This is a genomic window from Clostridium kluyveri (assembly GCF_001902295.1).
Classification (GTDB): Bacteria; Bacillota; Clostridia; order Clostridiales; family Clostridiaceae; genus Clostridium_B; species Clostridium_B kluyveri_B.
Genome location: NZ_CP018335.1, coordinates 2476944 through 2492841 on the forward strand (window position 1 = coordinate 2476944; position 15898 = coordinate 2492841).

The 15898-nt window shown below is 32.4% G+C and carries 27 protein-coding genes; 1 reads left to right on the forward strand and 26 read right to left on the reverse strand.

Annotated elements, in window-relative coordinates; translation table 11 throughout:
• Positions 1 to 32: 32 nt before the first annotated feature.
• Positions 33 to 197 (forward strand): hypothetical protein, encoded by a 165-nt coding sequence (locus BS101_RS22735; RefSeq protein WP_156876036.1) that lies wholly within the window; start codon positions 33 to 35, stop codon positions 195 to 197.
• Here BS101_RS22735 and BS101_RS22740 read toward each other — a convergent pair.
• The 26 genes from BS101_RS22740 to BS101_RS11995 all read right to left on the reverse strand — a co-directional run bounded on the left by BS101_RS22740 (position 181) and on the right by BS101_RS11995 (position 15876).
• A complete protein-coding gene (locus tag BS101_RS22740) occupies positions 181 to 357 on the reverse strand; it encodes a hypothetical protein (RefSeq protein WP_156876037.1) in 177 nt (58 codons plus the stop codon). The genes BS101_RS22735 and BS101_RS22740 overlap by 17 nt on opposite strands.
• 52 nt (positions 358 to 409) lie before the next feature.
• Complete coding sequence (locus BS101_RS22745) at positions 410 to 577, reverse strand: hypothetical protein (protein WP_156876038.1); 168 nt, start codon at positions 575 to 577, stop codon at positions 410 to 412.
• Positions 574 to 1413: an ORF6N domain-containing protein gene (locus BS101_RS11895; protein ID WP_073539016.1), complete on the reverse strand. Its 840-nt coding sequence runs from the start codon at positions 1411 to 1413 to the stop codon at positions 574 to 576. Before BS101_RS11895 ends, BS101_RS22745 begins: the two co-directional genes overlap by 4 nt.
• A 113-nt stretch (positions 1414 to 1526) precedes the next feature.
• Positions 1527 to 1688, reverse strand: coding sequence for a hypothetical protein (locus tag BS101_RS22750; protein WP_156876039.1), 162 nt, complete (start codon positions 1686 to 1688; stop codon positions 1527 to 1529).
• Between the two features lie 110 nt (positions 1689 to 1798).
• Complete coding sequence (locus tag BS101_RS11900) at positions 1799 to 2692, reverse strand: hypothetical protein (RefSeq protein WP_073539017.1); 894 nt, start codon at positions 2690 to 2692, stop codon at positions 1799 to 1801.
• Between the two features lie 95 nt (positions 2693 to 2787).
• Positions 2788 to 3474: a Rha family transcriptional regulator gene (locus BS101_RS11905; RefSeq protein ID WP_073539018.1), complete on the reverse strand. Its 687-nt coding sequence runs from the start codon at positions 3472 to 3474 to the stop codon at positions 2788 to 2790.
• Positions 3475 to 3759: 285 nt separating this feature from the next.
• Positions 3760 to 4065 (reverse strand): hypothetical protein, encoded by a 306-nt coding sequence (locus tag BS101_RS11910; RefSeq protein WP_073539019.1) that lies wholly within the window; start codon positions 4063 to 4065, stop codon positions 3760 to 3762.
• Between the two features lie 14 nt (positions 4066 to 4079).
• The gene (locus BS101_RS11915; RefSeq protein WP_073539020.1) at positions 4080 to 4301 is read right to left on the reverse strand and encodes a hypothetical protein; all 222 of its coding nucleotides are present in this window, start codon (positions 4299 to 4301) and stop codon (positions 4080 to 4082) included.
• Between the two features lie 2 nt (positions 4302 to 4303).
• Positions 4304 to 4672, reverse strand: coding sequence for a phage tail assembly chaperone G (gene gpG / locus BS101_RS11920; protein WP_073539021.1), 369 nt, complete (start codon positions 4670 to 4672; stop codon positions 4304 to 4306).
• Positions 4673 to 4717: 45 nt separating this feature from the next.
• Positions 4718 to 5617 (reverse strand): major tail protein, encoded by a 900-nt coding sequence (locus BS101_RS11925; RefSeq protein WP_073539022.1) that lies wholly within the window; start codon positions 5615 to 5617, stop codon positions 4718 to 4720.
• Positions 5618 to 5667: 50 nt separating this feature from the next.
• Entirely contained in the window at positions 5668 to 6024 is a 357-nt protein-coding gene (locus BS101_RS11930) for a hypothetical protein (RefSeq protein ID WP_073539023.1), read from the reverse strand.
• Positions 6017 to 6481, reverse strand: coding sequence for an HK97-gp10 family putative phage morphogenesis protein (locus tag BS101_RS11935; RefSeq protein ID WP_073539024.1), 465 nt, complete (start codon positions 6479 to 6481; stop codon positions 6017 to 6019). Before BS101_RS11935 ends, BS101_RS11930 begins: the two co-directional genes overlap by 8 nt.
• Positions 6481 to 6822 carry a hypothetical protein gene (locus tag BS101_RS11940; protein ID WP_073539025.1) on the reverse strand — a complete coding sequence of 114 codons (342 nt, stop codon included), beginning with the start codon at positions 6820 to 6822 and terminating at the stop codon, positions 6481 to 6483. The genes BS101_RS11935 and BS101_RS11940 overlap by 1 nt, the downstream gene beginning before the upstream one ends.
• A gap of 1 nt (position 6823) precedes the next feature.
• The gene (locus BS101_RS11945) at positions 6824 to 7111 is read right to left on the reverse strand and encodes a hypothetical protein (RefSeq protein ID WP_073541285.1); all 288 of its coding nucleotides are present in this window, start codon (positions 7109 to 7111) and stop codon (positions 6824 to 6826) included.
• Between the two features lie 10 nt (positions 7112 to 7121).
• Positions 7122 to 7727 (reverse strand): hypothetical protein, encoded by a 606-nt coding sequence (locus tag BS101_RS11950; protein ID WP_073539026.1) that lies wholly within the window; start codon positions 7725 to 7727, stop codon positions 7122 to 7124.
• Between the two features lie 54 nt (positions 7728 to 7781).
• The gene (locus BS101_RS11955; RefSeq protein ID WP_073539027.1) at positions 7782 to 9026 is read right to left on the reverse strand and encodes a phage major capsid protein; all 1245 of its coding nucleotides are present in this window, start codon (positions 9024 to 9026) and stop codon (positions 7782 to 7784) included.
• A gap of 14 nt (positions 9027 to 9040) precedes the next feature.
• Positions 9041 to 9727: an HK97 family phage prohead protease gene (locus BS101_RS11960; RefSeq protein WP_073539028.1), complete on the reverse strand. Its 687-nt coding sequence runs from the start codon at positions 9725 to 9727 to the stop codon at positions 9041 to 9043.
• A gap of 21 nt (positions 9728 to 9748) precedes the next feature.
• Positions 9749 to 10060, reverse strand: coding sequence for an HNH endonuclease (locus tag BS101_RS11965; RefSeq protein ID WP_073539029.1), 312 nt, complete (start codon positions 10058 to 10060; stop codon positions 9749 to 9751).
• Positions 10061 to 10252: 192 nt separating this feature from the next.
• Positions 10253 to 11470, reverse strand: a complete 1218-nt coding sequence (locus tag BS101_RS11970) for a phage portal protein (RefSeq protein ID WP_073539030.1) — start codon at positions 11468 to 11470, stop codon at positions 10253 to 10255.
• A 30-nt stretch (positions 11471 to 11500) separates the two neighbouring features.
• The gene (locus BS101_RS11975; RefSeq protein ID WP_073539031.1) at positions 11501 to 13231 is read right to left on the reverse strand and encodes a terminase large subunit; all 1731 of its coding nucleotides are present in this window, start codon (positions 13229 to 13231) and stop codon (positions 11501 to 11503) included.
• Positions 13224 to 13592 carry a hypothetical protein gene (locus BS101_RS11980; RefSeq protein WP_073539032.1) on the reverse strand — a complete coding sequence of 123 codons (369 nt, stop codon included), beginning with the start codon at positions 13590 to 13592 and terminating at the stop codon, positions 13224 to 13226. Before BS101_RS11980 ends, BS101_RS11975 begins: the two co-directional genes overlap by 8 nt.
• A gap of 138 nt (positions 13593 to 13730) precedes the next feature.
• Positions 13731 to 14009: an HNH endonuclease gene (locus tag BS101_RS11985; protein ID WP_073539033.1), complete on the reverse strand. Its 279-nt coding sequence runs from the start codon at positions 14007 to 14009 to the stop codon at positions 13731 to 13733.
• Positions 13993 to 14115, reverse strand: a complete 123-nt coding sequence (locus tag BS101_RS24250) for a hypothetical protein (RefSeq protein WP_278335232.1) — start codon at positions 14113 to 14115, stop codon at positions 13993 to 13995. The genes BS101_RS11985 and BS101_RS24250 overlap by 17 nt, the downstream gene beginning before the upstream one ends.
• 171 nt (positions 14116 to 14286) lie before the next feature.
• The gene (locus BS101_RS11990; RefSeq protein WP_347472770.1) at positions 14287 to 14730 is read right to left on the reverse strand and encodes a replication initiator protein A; all 444 of its coding nucleotides are present in this window, start codon (positions 14728 to 14730) and stop codon (positions 14287 to 14289) included.
• A 244-nt stretch (positions 14731 to 14974) separates the two neighbouring features.
• Positions 14975 to 15139 (reverse strand): hypothetical protein, encoded by a 165-nt coding sequence (locus tag BS101_RS23285; RefSeq protein ID WP_198039468.1) that lies wholly within the window; start codon positions 15137 to 15139, stop codon positions 14975 to 14977.
• Between the two features lie 185 nt (positions 15140 to 15324).
• Positions 15325 to 15876, reverse strand: a complete 552-nt coding sequence (locus BS101_RS11995) for a hypothetical protein (protein ID WP_073539034.1) — start codon at positions 15874 to 15876, stop codon at positions 15325 to 15327.
• Positions 15877 to 15898: the final 22 nt, after the last annotated feature.

The following is a 15898-nucleotide window of genomic DNA, read 5'->3' on the forward strand; positions in this document are numbered from 1 at the left end:
GTAGAATTATCACCTTTAAGGAGGTGAATATTATGTTAGACAAAAACCAAATCATTCATGATATAGTAATGCTCCATCTAAAGAAAACTTTTGATTTTAGTGCTCCAACTGGTGATGAAGCATCACTGGCAATTGATTATGAAATGAAATTCGGTGTTGTAAAAGACCAACTTATCGATTTCAACCCTGAAGATTGACTTTGCTGTAATCCAATAAATTTTCAGCTGCTTTTATAGCAGATTTGGCTTGATTAATAGTACAATCATTCTCTGCAAAAAGATTTACTATTTTGATGGCCATTTCTTTTACTATTTTTTTATTCTCTATATATTTTTCTTTGTTTTTATTAAGCCCCATAATCCTCACCTTTCTTTAAATAAAAAAAGAGACGCTTTCGCATCTCTAAATTTCATGATATTATTTTGTTTTTATCTACACCTAATAAGGCAAATATTAAATCCCAAAGTTCACCATTTGTTAAATCATCAAAATTTCGTATTGGTCTGCCTACTATTTTAGATATTCCTATCAAGCTTCCGTTTTGCTTCTGTTCAGGTATATCACATTCTCTTTTCACATCACCCCTTTCAAAGAGTTTAAAAAATTTATAAGTTCCATGAAGGTATTTTCATAATAAAGAGGTTGAGTTTGTCTTTCACTTCCTCTTGTACTAGTTTCGTTTTTGCCATATTTCAAACCTTTATCAGTTAAATGATTATAACTTTTAAATTTCCTTCTACCTGTAGACGGTCTAGTTTTTCTTTCCAAAAATCCATGTTCCACCATAAGTTTATTGAATTGTCTTATATTCATTGGAATATTGAATTTTTGCAATAATGCTGTAGCAGATATTCCGACTTCTTCATCCACATATTCAGGTAAATATATTGTACTTAACCCTTGAGAGGTATTAAAGTCTTTTAACATTTTTACTGTAGATGATTTACTAGGCTTTAATAAATCTACCGCAAGCTTTAAACCTTCCTTTTCTAGTTTTAATTTTCCCAGCTTTTTATCGAAAACCATATTTTCTGAAATGCTTTTTATCTCCTGTAATTTAAAATACCCTTTAACTAGTTGCCTTTGTACTTGCCAAGACAATTCATCCTGCATTGGTTTAGTCATCATTAAGTATCCACTTTCTGTGAATATTGGGATGTTCTTCGAAGCATTAAGCGCTTGAACCGAAATTTGTTTGCTTATACTCAAAGTATGAGCAAATTCACTTTCTTTTGGTACTAGAAAATAATCTTCTTTTTCAATAAGTTTCTTTATATTCCTGTCAAAATTATTTCTCGCATTTACTATAGGAACTTGGTGCAACTTTGCTATATCCCATAACGTAACAACTCTCTGTTCTTTATATTCTTTAACCATTAAATCATTATTATTTATTTTTACAATTTCATTCATGCTATCACCTTTCTTAATTTGAATATCTCAACTAAAGATGATATAATAGATTTACCAACTTTAGTTGGCAGGTAGAGGAAGGTTTAATTACTTTGAACGGTATAAACTTTCCTCTATTCGTTTCTAAAAGTTATCTCACCTTTTACATACATATCCATTAATTTTTCTAAAACTTCATTCATATTTTCATTATTAGTCACACAAGCCACTTTAAATTTTTTTGAAATTGTCGGATATATTGTAGTTGAAAAGGTTCTTCTTTTTTCATCAGCCAAATAGTAATACCTCCTTTCTAAGCTGTTAACCTTATTATACAGTTAAACAGTTTAACAGTCAAGAGGTATTAGAATATTTTTCTATTAAAAAAGAGAGAGTATTCACCCTCTCAATTATTAGGATATAACATTTGTAAATTCTTCTGTGATAATTCTTTTCTTATCGCACTATTTAATCCGGTTGTATATTGCCCTTGTAATATAACTAATTGATCAATGCTTATGTTATCAAAGTTTTGCACCTTTTGTAATTCGCTTTGATCAAAAGTTAAAATCATACCAGGAACCGAAAGTGTTTTACCATATTGATCAGTTAATTCACACATAACATTTACATGTATTACATTGTATTGTTTAAATTCATCAGTTTTATAAACTTTTTTAAAACATTCAATTGTCTCCATCAAGCCACCTTCTACAAGCATATTTTCACTAAGATTTCCACCCGAAAATTGTATAGTAAGTTCATTGGCTTTTGGAATTATTTTACCATGGTCTAAACTTTCAGCCACTAATTTAGCTAAACTTTTTTCTTTAGGAGCAGTCTTTGGTGTTGTTTTTGCTTTAGATTGAGTGGCAGGCTTAGTATTAGTAGTTTTTGTTGTTGTTTTAGGAGTAGTCTTTGTAGCTGTTTCCTTAGCTTTTTCCTCTGCTTCCTTCTTTGCTTTCTCTTCAGCTTCTTTCTGTTTCTCTATCTGTTCTTGTTTTTGTTTTTCAACCTTTACCTTTTCTGCTTGTATTTTTCGCTGTTGAAACAATACAGGATCATAAGTCACTGCACTCACGCCCAATATAAATATAAGCACTAAACCAACCACAGCTATTGCTTTTACTTTTTTACTTTTACTCTTAAATTTTTCATTCTTGGTAAATAAGTATATACCACCTGCAATAGTTCCTAGTATTGTTAATGCTCCAGCAAATTTAGTCACATAGGCAATTAAAATAAGCCACATTATAATAATTATTGGTATTATTACTTTTTTCTTTTTTAAAAAATTCACATCATCATCCCCCTTTTTATTCCATAATACAGCATTTAAGGAGGAACTTCTATTAAAATGTATTTGAAAAGGGGTTTGTATTTTACGAATACCCCTTAAGCTATCAATCTTTGTGGTGGTAAATAACTTAACTCAACCATTAAATTACACTTTCCTTTGCATATCTGGTATATATCTTTATAATAAGTTTCCTTGTCAACTTCTTCTGAAATAACATGCTCTATCAAATTTTCTAAGTTATAGATTACATCTAACACTCTTTTAGTAGCTTTTTCCCTGCTATTAGAAGGAATCCCAACGCATTTATTTACTAATTTACTATAAGTCATATATAATTTCCCAGCGTTTTTACTACCTTGAGATATTGCAAGTGGAATTAATTTAGCCATTATTACATCTGTTTCATTTCTTCTGCATAGTTTGCCTTTTACTCTTGTTGCCTTCCAGTCACTAGATAACTTTTCTCTCAATAATTCTCTCATCCTAAAAAATTCTTTCACTAAATCAAACTTAAATTTTACTACTTCAGGTGAATTTTTTAATAATGTCATGAGAAAAGTAGTTTGTTGTTCATTCAAATATGCAATCTTTTCTTTTTGGCCACTTTCTAAAGGTCGCATTTGAAATGCGACCTTTCCAAACTCTTTTATAAGATTCATATATCTATAAATCATATCAAGTATACTTTTATGATTATTTTTCGTTTTAATTGCTATTAATTTGCTTTCTACATATAAATCCTCTATTCCATTAACTCTTTTTATTATTACTAATTTATCCATTTTGTATTTACCTCCTAATATAATTTATCTAGGAGCAGCCGGAACATACCCGGCTGTTACTCTCACCTAGGAGGTTCAGCATGTCTCACGACGTTCTTTTCCTCAAAATAAAAAAACACCCTTTCGAGTGCTTATTATTATCTATTTACCTTTTCCTTTACCGCCTTTACATTTCCCCATCACTTGCTACCTTCATCTTTCTTCTTTCTATTTATCAAGCATAAAATTATTATAGTAACACATATTATTGCTGTTATTTGTACAGATATAGCCATGTTATTCCTCCTATTTAAAAGACTTATTAAAACTACATTTTATACTGAATGCATTCCTGTAAAATTGCTTCTTTATCTTTTCCTTTATTTCTTCCATACTGGTATTTATATTGCCATATTCGCCCATGTTTATTGTTATTGGTGTATATGGCCTTGCCATTGGTGCCATTAATGAGGCTGTAACTGGTACTGTATGATTAACGGAAGCTTTCTCTGATATTTTCACAAATGCACAAGCTTCCATTCTTTTATCATTGCAATAATCTACATGAGGACACTTCTTACATTTCTCTGCTAATTTACTTATGCTCGCCATCAAACCATCCCTCCTTATAACCAACTAGGCACACCTTTTGCCCTGCGATATTCCTTCCCGTTTATTATTTTTACATTTGGATTATTTGTATTAAAAAACAAAAAATCCACTAATGTTTCAAAGTCTGTATCATCTATGTTATTTAAACACCAATTAAAAGTATCTACTAGCTTTTTATATATACTCATAAGTCCGTCATAATCGTTATCGGGTTCAGATTCTCCATCATCCCCCATATTTAGTTTTTTGTTGCTTTCCTCACCACTCCCGTTACTCCATTGAGGATTTTGTTGACCTCTAAGTCTATTTCTTCCATTGTTAAATTATTTTCTAATTCATCTATAGTAAATTTACTTTCATAAACATCTATTATTAATTGTTCTTTGCGATCATTTAATTCCTCTGTTGAAATAATTAATTCCCCTGCTGTATTTATTAATTCCTCGTCAGTCATATCATTTTCAACACCTTGAGCTTGTAACTTTGTCCCTTTTTGGGCAAGCTCTATAGCTTCTCTTTGGATTTTCAACGCTTCTCTGGTAATTCTAGCTGTAATTTTCCCGGTACTATATGTTTTATCTCCTAATTTAAGTTTTAAGACTTTCATATTTTCCCCCTTTTATAAATTAAAAAGGTGGCATTTAAGCCACCATTAAGCTGTTGCAAAATTTATCACTTGGTTTGATAAAGATTGTCCATAGATATCTTTTATATTCGTTGCAATAACAGCGTATGCACTTGCAGCATCTAAATTTGAACTTGGATTTATTGTTAATACTTTTCCTGCTGTATCGAAACTATTTGCAGTAGTTACAGGCGTAAAGTCTGATTTAACCATAGTTACATTATAGGATGCTATCTTATTATTGAATGTAAGCACAACATTTGCATCAACTGCCACAGACGTTGCGTTATCATCTGGAACACTGGATATAGTCAATGTACTTGGTGCTGTAGTTGTATCTGGCGTTTGCACTTGTGTAAACCATCCAGCAGGATTGAATGCGCTGTCGGTAGTTTCTCCTATGATCCTCTTTAAGGATTTTTCAACTCCATCAATTAACCACTGATATGTTGTAGTTACTGCTGTAAATGTCATTTGATATGTCCTTATATCAACATCATTGCTCTTTGTAGCACCTTCTTCATTTCCGCCACTAAACTTTCCTTTCAAATACCAATAATGTCTAGCATCAGTTTTCCCTTTGTTAAAAATAAATCCCAATGCTACATCTGGTGGATCTGGTTCACCACTATCATACATCCTTCCAGTTGATGCATCATAATGTTTTCCAAGCAGTATAGCCGCATCTTCGATAGGTACACCGGAAACCGTAATTGTAACTGTTGTGGCACCTTCTGTTATATAAGTATCTGCAGGTTTATTGTCATAATACGTAGGTGTATTAGATAAATCCGGCTCATTCGTTATCTCTGCTGCTGGAGCTAGATATTTTGGTGCGTCGGCTGAATAAGCTTCTTCCGTATCTGCTGTAATTATGGCATAATGTAAGTCTTTTACACCTACAAATTCACCATATTTTTTATCCATATAAATTCCTCCTTATTTTTACAAAATAAAAAAGCACCTTTCAAGATGCTTTAATCTTCTATTAGATAGTACCTATAGTCACAGCTATAGCAATAATGCCCCGTATCAGGATTAAAAGGTAGATCACGTCCGCCTAATCTCGTAAAGCCTGCCGGGAGCATTACAGATTTAAATAAATTATCTCCACTCTGTTTTATACTTGGTTTTTTACTATATATATTTACTTGTATCCTTGGTTCTTGGCTTGCCAACATATTGTCATATGCGCTACTAGTAGGATTATCCACTATGAAATAAGTAATATAAGTTTCTGGTAATGTGCTTGTATCTATATATGTCCCCTGTTCTTTCACAGGGTAGCCTAATTGGATTAAGGTATTATAAACTAAAGAATATATGTTATCCATCAGTAGGCACACCCCATTTTTTTAATACAAGCTTCTGTATTTGTTTAACTCTCTTTTTATTGTTATCAAAAGCCGGTCTAATAAAAGGGTCCGGAAATCCGGCAGAGTGACCGTCACCATACTCTTGAAATACCGCATGTCGGGCATTTGGATTTTTCTTCATATCTATACCAACAAATGACGATATTGTATTCCCACTTTTTGTGGCTGGTGTTGCTTCTATGGCATCATATACGGTTCTTTTGTCCATATGTCTGGCTGCTCCTTCTTGCATATCTTCTAAAATTGGATCAACAGATTCATTTACAGCTTCTATCACAGCATCATCAACATTTTTTCCTAACGCTTCAATAGCTTTTAAATATTCGTCTATACCACTAACTTGAAAGCCTTTCCCTAAAGCAGTTTTACCATAGCTTTTATAACCGCCTCTTTGTGACCAAGTTTTTTTAGTCATTACGAAATCACCGTCCTTTTAACTCGAACCTGCATATACATACGCCTTTGCTCTATATCCTCTACATTCTCTACCTCATAAGCTTTATCTGTATTATTGTCTAATAATATTACATCTTTTTCACTTAAGCCTGGATCATACCACATTGTCAAAGTGGCAGTATCTAATATTGTAACTACTCCAGCATTCGCATTGTCAGTACCACCCATACCCTTCCAATTGCAAAATCCTAATTCTGGATCACCATAGCTTACTTCTATAGCTCCATTTACATCTGTTTCAATCCTATGCTTTATTCCTATGGCTGTACTGAATTGCTGTATTCCACTTGGCCTCCACATATCAAGTCACCTCCTGGGTATCGGGTATGCTGACTACATAAAGTTGTTCCATCAATATACCAAAAGCAGGAGAAAAACTTATATCGCCACTTGTTAAATTCCACAAATCAGTTACTCCAACGGTTAAAGTTGCAATTCCTAAATCAGTTTCAATTTGTTCTTGAGTTATCCCCGCATTTAGCATATATTGTTTTACCGCTATCGTTTTCCCTTGTAAAGTATTATCATTAAAAGTTCCGGTAATTGTTAATCCTTGCTTTACCTTTTCTAATAATTCTGTATCTTCCATAAATACACCATCACACAATCAAATAAGCATCTACTACTTTACTATTCAAGCTACTATTTAAATCTATAGTATTTCCTTCTAAATTGGCACTATCTATAGTTACGACGGGTGCTGTAGATTCTTTTGTATTATCCAAATAGGAAGCCAATACGGTATTATGTGCCAATTTATAGGGCAAGCCTAGCTTTTCCCCAAATCCTATGGCCGTTGTAGCTCCTGTTCCATCATGGGCAGGAATGGTTATCTTGGTAATTGTCTTAAAAGCCTTGCTACCCGTTACAGTTCCAGCAGTGTCTACAGTAAAAGCCGGTAATGTTTCAGTTATTGTTTCCCCTGCATAATTAGTTCCTTCAATAACTACTTGTATTGCCTTTATATCTGTTGCTGTTCCCCCTGCTGTGGCTGTGATATTCCTCGGTACACTTGGCTGAGTTATTCCTGTAGTAACTACAGATGGGCTTGCAGTGCTTGTTACTGCTGCATGAATACCCGTTGTACTCGCTACCGTTGCTTTTGTTGCACTCACTTTAAAATGTGCTATATATGACCTTTCTGCTTTTTTCCCTTGCACATCAGAGGGGATATATTTATCAAACTTAGGATAAAATCTGCTCATTCAAATACCTCCATTCATTTTTAAATAGAAAAAAGAAGGCTTGTCGACCTTCTTTTATGCTTCTTCATAACTCCAATATGTGAATGTATCTTTTGCAAATAACGATTTGCCACCACTATAAATTTTCCCTCTCCAAACTGTCTTATCTGCACTAAACTTTTCAGATGTATTAGACTCAATAACAAATGATCCAGATTCATTTACAACAAAGGTTGTTAAATCTCCATAAAGTATGGAATCTGTATCGGGCATTTGTGAAGTAAATATTACTGGTTGCCCTGCTATTAAATAAGGGCTTGCAGCTCCAAAATTATCTTGTCCAGGTTGGCCTTGTACTGGTGCTACTGTAACAAGTGGTTTTCCTGCTGCATCTGTAAGAGCAAAGAATTTCTTAAAGAATGTACTGCGTTTCATAACCCATGTTGCATTGTCACCATATGGGCTTTCGACTTCTGCACATATATTTGCAATTTGCTGCCAATCCATAGTAGAATAAGTTTTTGCTGCGGAAGGTGCTGTTTTTAATGCTGTTATAATACCCTCAAAAGTAGAAGTTGAAAGGGAACCACTCAAAACATAATTTTCAAGTAATATCCCAATATATTTTCCTATTTCATTACTTAAGTATTGTTCAAAAGCTGGAATACTATTTCTAAGCAATACATTCTTAACCTCTATAGTTGCCACTACCGCCATTTGTGAAATTTTAACTTCTGTAAATGTGAAATTAAGAGAAGTTGTACCATCTGCATTATCTGTTGGTGTTCCTGCTGTACCTATAGGTAATGCTACATCTCCGGTAAATCCATATTTGGTTATAGAAGAATATAATTTACCATATTGTTTAATAACATAATAAACATTATTAAGCGTTGTTTGTGGTACTAAGTATTCACCACCAGATGTCACAGCCCCGCCATTTACATCAGTAATTGCTCTTTTACCAAAAGACATTATTTCTGCATCTGCTTCAGCGACTTTGTTATTTAAGAAGCTTCTGTAAAAAGCATCTCTATACTTTGCACTGGACCTATAATTTTCTGCTGTTATTTCTTTTCCATTAATATCTTTTATCATATTAAACACATCCCTCTTTTCTGGCACATCAGCATCTTTTAATTGTTCTCCAATTATATCCAATCTTTCAGATACGGTCCTTAGATTTTCAGTTACACCATTTAAATCTTCGACCGACATATCTCTATGGTTCTTGCACTTTTCTTTAAGTTCAGATCTTTTTGTTTCAAGCTCTGTTTGCTCTCTTTTTAATTCTGCTATTTCTTTTTGAGTTAATTTCATTTTTATATTCCTCCTTATAATTGACTTATTAGATTCATTAATGCTTGTTTAGTCGCTTCTGTATCTAAACTCTCGTTCACATTTTCTTGTACATCTTCTGGGGTTGGGTCTGGCGGTATTTCTTCCTCTGGTGTCGATATTGGACTCGGAGTACTTCCATCTGCTGTAATAACAACCGTTTCTTCATAAGCCGGAAATGTTACTATGCTTACTTCATAAACTGCATTTATCTTAGTAACAACATCGATTTTATTAGACCAATCTGTAGCCACCATAGCCTGGTTATCAAACCAGAAACTCATACCGTCCACCAATTCACGCTGTACTCTATCATAAACATAATCATCCAACCAAGTATTGCCTAGTGTTACGCTTACAAATAATCCAATATCGTCAATAGAAACTTCCATATTCTTTCCTGATTTACCTAAAACCATTGAAGTATCATGGTTAAAAAGTATTACTAAATTTGAAAAATCTACTGTTGCCAATGCGTTTTTATCTATCTTTTCTAACCATTTACTACCTAAATATGGATGCCCATATACATCAAATAAAACCGGATATCCTTTTAAAATTCTTACCTGTTGCCCATTTATTTCCTCTGTTACTGCTCTAAATTTAGATTTTGTATTCTCAAAATTGACTCTTCTTTTATTTTGTTGTAATAACGGTGATCTTTTTTCTTTATTTTCATCCAAAATTCTATACCTCCTTACTTTTTAATATTGAATTACATTTAATTTTGCAAATTCTTTGAAATAAAAAAGAGCCTTTTCGCTATAAGCTCTTGCAGCATCTTCTTCATTCTCAAAAGTGCCTATCAATATTCTTTTACCATCTACTTGGATTCTCGCTTTCCATCTTTTAAATTGCGAGTTCCAATAAACGCCTTTATATTTTGAAGTTTTCAAGACTTTATATCGCCTATTGAATGAATTTTGTTGACTCGTAACTATTCTAAGGTTTGATTTGCAATTATTTAATCCATTGCCGTCAATATGATCTATTATTTGTTTTGGTTTAGCATTCATTAAAACTCTATGCATATGTGCCGCGGTACGTTTACCATTTTCATTTTTGATATTGCATCTAACATAATAAGTATTACCATCTTTAAGTGCGTACCATTTTCCAAAATTAGAAATCGAATAATTATAATCTTCATCATCAATGTTAGTCTCAAGTCCATTCTATAATTTTATTTTTCTCATATCATCCCTTCTTTACTTACCGTCTTCCGGATTATTCTCTTGTCCACCCACTTCATATATTCCTGGCTCTAACGATTGAAAATTTTTGTTTCCTAAGAATTTGTCAAGTTCTGGTGGTCCTTTAGGCATCCCTAATCTACGCCTTATTTCATTTCTTGTCATAATAGTTCCGTATGACATTTCTTTATAAAACGCTGTCTTTGCTGCCAATGTACTAATTTCTAAATCTACAGTTTCAGCCTGGATTTTATTATAAAAAGATATCTCACCCTTTGAAAATAGTTTATAAGTGAGTTCTTCTTCAATTTGATAGATAATAGGTTTTAATGTGTTGTCAACAAACTGCTCATATTGCAATTCACTAGCTATATTGTTAATAATTTCATACGATACACCAAAATAGTTATAAAGCTGCTTTATTATGCTATTTAAAAACTCTGTATTTAGTGGTGTATCTTTAAAATTAAAAGGTAGCAACTCATATTCGCTGCCTATCATACCTAATCCAGCTACATTTTCAGCAGTTAAGAATGTATCTTTAAACTCATTTAATTTCTTTTTCATATCAGAAGATTTTAAATTAACTTTTGTCTGTAATAATCCTGCTATTCTTCCGGAAGTTTCACTATCCTTTACAGCTTGATTTTCCATAGCATTAACCATGGTTATATAATTGCCTGTAGCTTGTTTACTAGCACCACCTTTGAAAGTTGGGAATCTTTGCAGATGAATAATATCATCATAATAAAATGTATAGCTCGAATTACCTTGAAACTGAATTATTAATTTCCCTGTTTCCTCTTCCTGTGCAAATTGAAATTGTGTAAAAGGTAAAAGATATAATGCTGTAAGATTTCCCCTATTATCCCAATCAGGCATTATGAAAGCATTATTATTTAATAGATACATAGTAGCAACATGTGTCCAAAATACTTGTGGACCTTGATATTTATTTGTCCTAACTGTAAGAACGTATTGGAAACTATCGTTTATCATATCCATATTGCCTTCATTGTCTGCCCTCACATGATAGAAAGGTACGCTACCAATCTTTTCAGCTACGAAATTTATGGCTGTCCTTATTTCAGGAATATCATATATGTTTGAATTTATTTGTAATAACGAATACCCTTGATTAAGTAAATCCACAAGCTTTGTTATTGTTAGTCCATCATTATTTCTATTAAATAAATTTGATATTCCTCCTACAATACTTCTGAATAATCCCAATGTCTCACCACCTTTCAGGGCAAAATAAAATCAACTTTGGTATTCCTCAAATTCATCCTTACATTTTTTATAAGCAATATAAGCACATAAAAAAGACACGTATCCATCAATACGTGACTTTGATTTTGCCTTATCTGGTTGGATATTCATATTTAAATCTATCCTTGCAGCTGTATTAGTTGTACACCACCTGAATAAACCATTATGCTTACTAAATTGTATTATTTTATCTTCAAATAATGATCGGGTTTCTTTCATAGGCGTTGATAAACTCTTTGCACCCATAGCTACAGGAAATACAACTCCCCTACCTTCCTTATCTTCTTGCGGGAAACCATTCATAGCCATATCCTCGCTCCATTCATCAAAATGCCATCTATCGGCACCTATCTTCCAGAATGTCACTTGATATTTTTCTGAAAGTTCAACAAACCATTCTGTAACATCTGATTTTTTAACTAAACTACCCTCGCATATTTTAAGTAATTCATTATTGAATGGATCCAAAGCGTTAGTATGGCAAAAACTTTCATAAGCCATCTTGTCAACCTTAGAATTTTTTTCTATCCTTTGACTAGCAATAAAATATTTTTGGAATAAATATAATTTACCATTCAAAGGTATTAAAGCAGATGCACAACACAAGTCTGTAGTCTCTGCTAAATCAGCACCACCTACAGCATATTTATCCTGTATCATATCTAAATTCATATCTATGGCACATTTATCTACTTGCTGCAAATCGAAATATACAACGCACATAGAGCTTGCCCTATTTAAATGCTTGCATAAAAAAGAAGGCATTTGAGCCGGATCTTCAAATGCCTTTTGATATTCTCCTTCAAGATAACTCATTGTTGGTCTCGCTTCAATTAAACCAGGATTAGCTTTAATCCAACATTTTCTATCATTTGGTTTATCATCATCATCTATTCTAAATATCATAGGGAATAATCGTTCTTTGCTTTTACCTTTTAATTTATTTTGGCACCTTTCAAGAACACTATCAAATATTCCTTCCCTAACAAAGCCAAATGTCGATATGATAAATATTAAAGGCTGTGTCCTAGCTCCCATAGCTGAACTAAATACATCATAGGTATTTCTATCTTTAATAGCATGGCATTCATCTATAACACAACAATGAGGATTCAAACCATCCTGAGATTGTGAATTTTTACTTCCTGCCTTCATATAACTATTTCCGGCAGGGAATAAAAATATTTCCGAATTGTCTTTATCTCTCCTGGTTTTTACATGAGGTTTTAAAGCTTCACTACCTAATGCAAAATTTTTAGCTGCTTCGTAAACTATTGAAGCCTGTTGTTTTTGAGTAGCCAAGCACCAAACTTGCGCTGCCGGTTCCCTATCACACATGAGCATAAAATCAGCTATTGCAGATACGAAAGTGGATTTCCCCCATTTTCTAGCCACTAATAATACCATTTCTTTAAAGTATCTAACAACCATATTCAATTCAGTATCCATTATCTTAAAACCAAATACACAAGCTGCAATATATTTTTGCTCTATACTTAATTCCAAAGGTTCCCCAGCCCAACGTCCTTCTCTATGCTTTACTAATTTGCAAAAATCAATAAAAGCCTCAACATCTGTATTGTCGTAAAACACCGTTTTACTTTTTAATAATTTCTCAATCATTTTCTTTAAAAGTTTTATATCCTTGCCATGGTTCTGTGGTTCTGTTTCAACATAATCATGCCAATCTTTTATATATTTTGGTATCTCAGCTTTAACCATTATTCTCACGCTTTAATATTTTAATAAATTCATCTTCTTTCTTAGGAGCCGGTTTCTCTGGCATAAGATCAGTGAGTTGTTTTATTATTCCCATGTGATTTTTTATCATGGTATTATATACTTCGACCTCAGGTGATTTCTTTGTACCATATTGATTTTCGCCATTTTTATATTCGCTTATCGTACCATTTTTATTTATGGCATCTTGCAAGTCTTCAAGGGTAACAGTCATAAATGCAGCATTCTCAATAAGTGAAATTACTTTCTTCATAGTATTTTCTGCCATGTCTTTATATAATTTTTTTAATCTGTTTATTTCTTTTTTTATTCTATCTTCTTTTGTTAATTCTTTTTTAATCATAAAAATCACCTTCTTTATTAAAAACACACTCAAAAATGGCTACACCCATTATGTATAAAGGCTCGAGTGAAATGAAAGCTAATCCGTACGCTCCCTTCATATCGTAAATTCCGATCGACCCCGGGGGGATTTTAAAAATTATTTCACAGGCTCTACAAAATTTTTAAGAGTTCCAACTCTTTCATGAACCTCTTCATGGCATGGATTACAAAGATATTCTAAATTATCAGGATTATAGGCTATATCCCAATCTTTTTTATTCTTATCTGTTAGCCATACCTTATGATGTACTATCTTGCCTGGTACTATCTTCCCTTTTGCCTTGCACCTCTCACATAATCCATTAGCTCTCCCAATCACATAGCCTCTTACCTTCTCCCATTCTTTAGCTTTATATATATCATTGTGTCTTGCCATAATCTTTATCACCTCTCTTAAGTCTTCTCAAGAACAATCCATCTAGTTCTTTACTCTTTACATTCCCCAACAATCTTTCTGTCTCGAGATATACTTTTATATCCATGTTCATCCTCCCTTATATTCCTAAGTAACTATTAATCAATAACCCTTATTTGCTTCCTATTATATTATAATATTTATTTACTAAAGTATTTATAAGAGCAATAGTAGCAGCCAGCTTATCAGTCTTACTTAACTAAGTATTATTATTCTCAGTATTATTACACTGTATATTTTACATGTTCGTAGCTGTATGATTTTCATGTTCTGACGTGCATATATTGCATGTCATTGTAAAATCAGGTCTGAACTTGCCTATATAGATTCTATTAGGCATATTTAATCCCTGCCTTTTCTGATATATTAATTCGCATTCTTCCAATACCTTAAATGCTTTATATACAGTTCTAACACTAATGCCTAATATATTGGCTATATCTTCCTTAGTATACAATAGATATATTTCATCTCTATGGTTAACCCATTTATTCTTTTCAGATAGATGCATCCTATCCAGTAATAAGGTATATGTTAGTTTAGTATCTGAATTTAATTTACATCTATAGCATCTATTTATAAAAAGTTCCTTTGGTATTTGAAAGAACTTAAATTGATTAGCTTCATTGATTTTATATTTTTCCATTTCCGAAATTCCACCCCTAAACAAAAATAGAGCCAACTAAATGACTCTATTCCTGCATATTAAACTAAATTTAAACTTTAAAGGAGACGTAATAATAATGAACTTACTTAACAATACTATTTTATGTCACGTGGTAGTTGCACTTATACTTTACGTCTGCTACAACCGCACAGACAGCAATTGAAATAACATTTTATCTTATCCTTTAAGTTAATATCAGTTAGTGCAAATATGTAATAACTGATATATAGTTTACATTTATTTTTATTAACATAATATTTCATATGTATACTTTTGCTGGAGTAGGTGAAGAATCTAACATCACAATACTACTCTGATTAAATAACATCATGGCAGGAGTTGCACCTGCTGTATATCTGGTATACACTCTATCACCATACATGATGTTACCATTACATAAATGCATGTAATATTTATAATTCAAATATGTTGGTAGTTCCGTATTATTTATTTATGCCCCGGAACCATAGGCACTATTTTATAGGAAGATTAATTATATTTGAAAATAACTGCCTGTAGTCCTGCTGTTACTTTCATCCAATCATTGCATACTACTATATTAAATCTTTAAGGTGGACATTGAAAGGACATCTTTATGACACACTTTTGTCAATATTCAATTTTAACTGCATCAACCCCGAATAAGAATATTCCTAATTCTCTACACATATTATTCATCCATCTTCTTAATGTCCTTTCCACAGTGTGAAATTTATCTTCTAATTCCTGGTATGTTTTACCTCCTATATAATGATCTATGAATGCTTGATACTCATTTGATTTTTCATTTTCGTACGTTTTTTTCTTTAGTAGCTCTAAGGATACATCAATATGTGTAATCATTGTCAACGTTCTAAATTTACTTCTTTCTATACTTTTTATATATAATTCATCATAATCTACCATTCCATATATTTCTTCTAGATTTTCCTCTTCTATATCATCAAAGCTTTTATCAGAGCTTAAAATTTCCTTTGCATCTTTTAAATTACTGATTGCCTTTTTAGCATGTTCTTTAAGAGAATTATAATTCTCCATAAGCAACTTTGTATTGTGAAATACATATTTCTTGGCTTCTTTCTTATGTGCCTTGTCAAATTCTTCTATTGCTGTTTTGGTAGCTTGTTCTATTATTTGATGTATATTTACTTTATTTTTCAAAAGAACTCACCTCACATATTAT

Excerpts from the sequence above, each read along its gene's own strand:
- BS101_RS22735 (WP_156876036.1), top strand. The coding sequence starts at position 33 with ATGTTAGACAAAAACCAAATCATTCATGATATAGTAATGCTCCATCTA.
- BS101_RS22740 (WP_156876037.1), bottom strand. The coding sequence starts at position 357 with ATGGGGCTTAATAAAAACAAAGAAAAATATATAGAGAATAAAAAAATA.
- BS101_RS11895 (WP_073539016.1), bottom strand. The coding sequence starts at position 1,413 with ATGAATGAAATTGTAAAAATAAATAATAATGATTTAATGGTTAAAGAA.
- BS101_RS11905 (WP_073539018.1), bottom strand. The coding sequence starts at position 3,474 with ATGGATAAATTAGTAATAATAAAAAGAGTTAATGGAATAGAGGATTTA.
- BS101_RS11910 (WP_073539019.1), bottom strand. The coding sequence starts at position 4,065 with ATGGCGAGCATAAGTAAATTAGCAGAGAAATGTAAGAAGTGTCCTCAT.
- BS101_RS11915 (WP_073539020.1), bottom strand. The coding sequence starts at position 4,301 with ATGGGGGATGATGGAGAATCTGAACCCGATAACGATTATGACGGACTT.
- gpG (WP_073539021.1), bottom strand. The coding sequence starts at position 4,672 with ATGAAAGTCTTAAAACTTAAATTAGGAGATAAAACATATAGTACCGGG.
- BS101_RS11925 (WP_073539022.1), bottom strand. The coding sequence starts at position 5,617 with ATGGATAAAAAATATGGTGAATTTGTAGGTGTAAAAGACTTACATTAT.
- BS101_RS11930 (WP_073539023.1), bottom strand. The coding sequence starts at position 6,024 with ATGGATAACATATATTCTTTAGTTTATAATACCTTAATCCAATTAGGC.
- BS101_RS11935 (WP_073539024.1), bottom strand. The coding sequence starts at position 6,481 with ATGACTAAAAAAACTTGGTCACAAAGAGGCGGTTATAAAAGCTATGGT.
- BS101_RS11940 (WP_073539025.1), bottom strand. The coding sequence starts at position 6,822 with ATGTGGAGGCCAAGTGGAATACAGCAATTCAGTACAGCCATAGGAATA.
- BS101_RS11945 (WP_073541285.1), bottom strand. The coding sequence starts at position 7,111 with ATGGAAGATACAGAATTATTAGAAAAGGTAAAGCAAGGATTAACAATT.
- BS101_RS11950 (WP_073539026.1), bottom strand. The coding sequence starts at position 7,727 with ATGAGCAGATTTTATCCTAAGTTTGATAAATATATCCCCTCTGATGTG.
- BS101_RS11955 (WP_073539027.1), bottom strand. The coding sequence starts at position 9,026 with ATGAAATTAACTCAAAAAGAAATAGCAGAATTAAAAAGAGAGCAAACA.
- BS101_RS11965 (WP_073539029.1), bottom strand. The coding sequence starts at position 10,060 with ATGAATGCTAAACCAAAACAAATAATAGATCATATTGACGGCAATGGA.
- BS101_RS11975 (WP_073539031.1), bottom strand. The coding sequence starts at position 13,231 with ATGGTTAAAGCTGAGATACCAAAATATATAAAAGATTGGCATGATTAT.
- BS101_RS11980 (WP_073539032.1), bottom strand. The coding sequence starts at position 13,592 with ATGATTAAAAAAGAATTAACAAAAGAAGATAGAATAAAAAAAGAAATA.
- BS101_RS11985 (WP_073539033.1), bottom strand. The coding sequence starts at position 14,009 with ATGGCAAGACACAATGATATATATAAAGCTAAAGAATGGGAGAAGGTA.
- BS101_RS24250 (WP_278335232.1), bottom strand. The coding sequence starts at position 14,115 with ATGGATATAAAAGTATATCTCGAGACAGAAAGATTGTTGGGGAATGTA.